The 1,196-nt window shown below is 62.2% G+C and carries 1 protein-coding gene; it reads right to left on the bottom strand.

From position 1 onward, the window contains the following. Positions 1 to 3: 3 nt before the first annotated feature. The gene (gene tuf, locus AB4120_RS27580; RefSeq protein WP_144200257.1) at positions 4 to 1,194 is read right to left on the bottom strand and encodes an elongation factor Tu; all 1,191 of its coding nucleotides are present in this window, start codon (positions 1,192 to 1,194) and stop codon (positions 4 to 6) included. Positions 1,195 to 1,196: the final 2 nt, after the last annotated feature.

Below are 1,196 nucleotides of genomic sequence, written 5' to 3'. Positions count from 1 at the left end.
TGCTTAGTCGAGGATCTTTGCCACGACGCCGGCGCCGACGGTACGGCCGCCTTCACGGATAGCGAAGCGCAGACCTTCTTCCATGGCGATCGGGGCGATCAGCTTGACGGTGATCGACACGTTGTCGCCCGGCATAACCATTTCCTTGTCCTTCGGCAGCTCGATCGAGCCAGTCACGTCGGTCGTACGGAAGTAGAACTGCGGACGGTAGTTGTTGAAGAACGGCGTGTGACGGCCACCTTCGTCCTTCGACAGGATGTACACCTCACCCGTGAAGTGCGTGTGCGGCTTGATCGAACCCGGCTTGCACAGCACTTGGCCGCGCTCCACGTCTTCGCGCTTCGTGCCGCGCAGCAGCAGACCCACGTTGTCGCCAGCCTGGCCTTGATCCAGCAGCTTGCGGAACATTTCCACGCCCGTGCAGGTCGTCTTCACCGTCGGGCGGATACCCACGATTTCGATTTCTTCGCCGACCTTCACCACGCCGCGCTCGATACGACCCGTCACCACGGTACCGCGGCCCGAGATCGAGAACACGTCTTCCACCGGCATCAGGAACGTACCGTCAACCGCGCGCTCCGGCGTCGGGATGTACGTGTCCAGCGCGTCGGCCAGGTTCATGATCGCCACTTCGCCCAGCTCGCCCTTGTCGCCTTCCAGCGCCAGCTTGGCCGAACCCTTGATGATCGGGGTGTCGTCGCCGGGGAAGTCGTACTTCGAGAGCAGCTCGCGCACTTCCATTTCCACCAGCTCGAGCAGCTCGGCGTCGTCCACCATGTCGCACTTGTTCAGGAACACGATGATGTAAGGCACGCCAACCTGACGGGCCAGCAGGATGTGCTCGCGCGTCTGCGGCATCGGGCCGTCAGCGGCCGAGCACACCAGGATCGCGCCGTCCATCTGCGCAGCGCCCGTGATCATGTTCTTCACATAGTCAGCGTGGCCCGGGCAGTCAACGTGGGCGTAGTGGCGGTTGGCCGTCTCGTATTCCACGTGTGCGGTGTTGATGGTAATGCCGCGTGCCTTCTCTTCCGGCGCTGCGTCGATTTCGTCGTACTTCTTGGCTGCGCCGCCAAACTTCGCAGCCAGCACCGTGGCGATTGCTGCCGTCAGCGTCGTCTTGCCGTGGTCAACGTGACCAATCGTACCTACGTTCACGTGCGGCTTGGTCCGCTCGAACTTTTCCTTTGCCATTT

Source organism: Cupriavidus sp. 2KB_3 (assembly GCF_052115685.1).
GTDB classification, from domain to species: Bacteria; Pseudomonadota; Gammaproteobacteria; order Burkholderiales; family Burkholderiaceae; genus Cupriavidus; species Cupriavidus campinensis.
Note: the sequence above shows the minus strand (reverse complement) of the source record. Positions and strands in the feature narration are given on the sequence as shown.

Excerpts from the sequence above, each read along its gene's own strand:
- tuf (WP_144200257.1), bottom strand. The coding sequence starts at position 1,194 with ATGGCAAAGGAAAAGTTCGAGCGGACCAAGCCGCACGTGAACGTAGGT.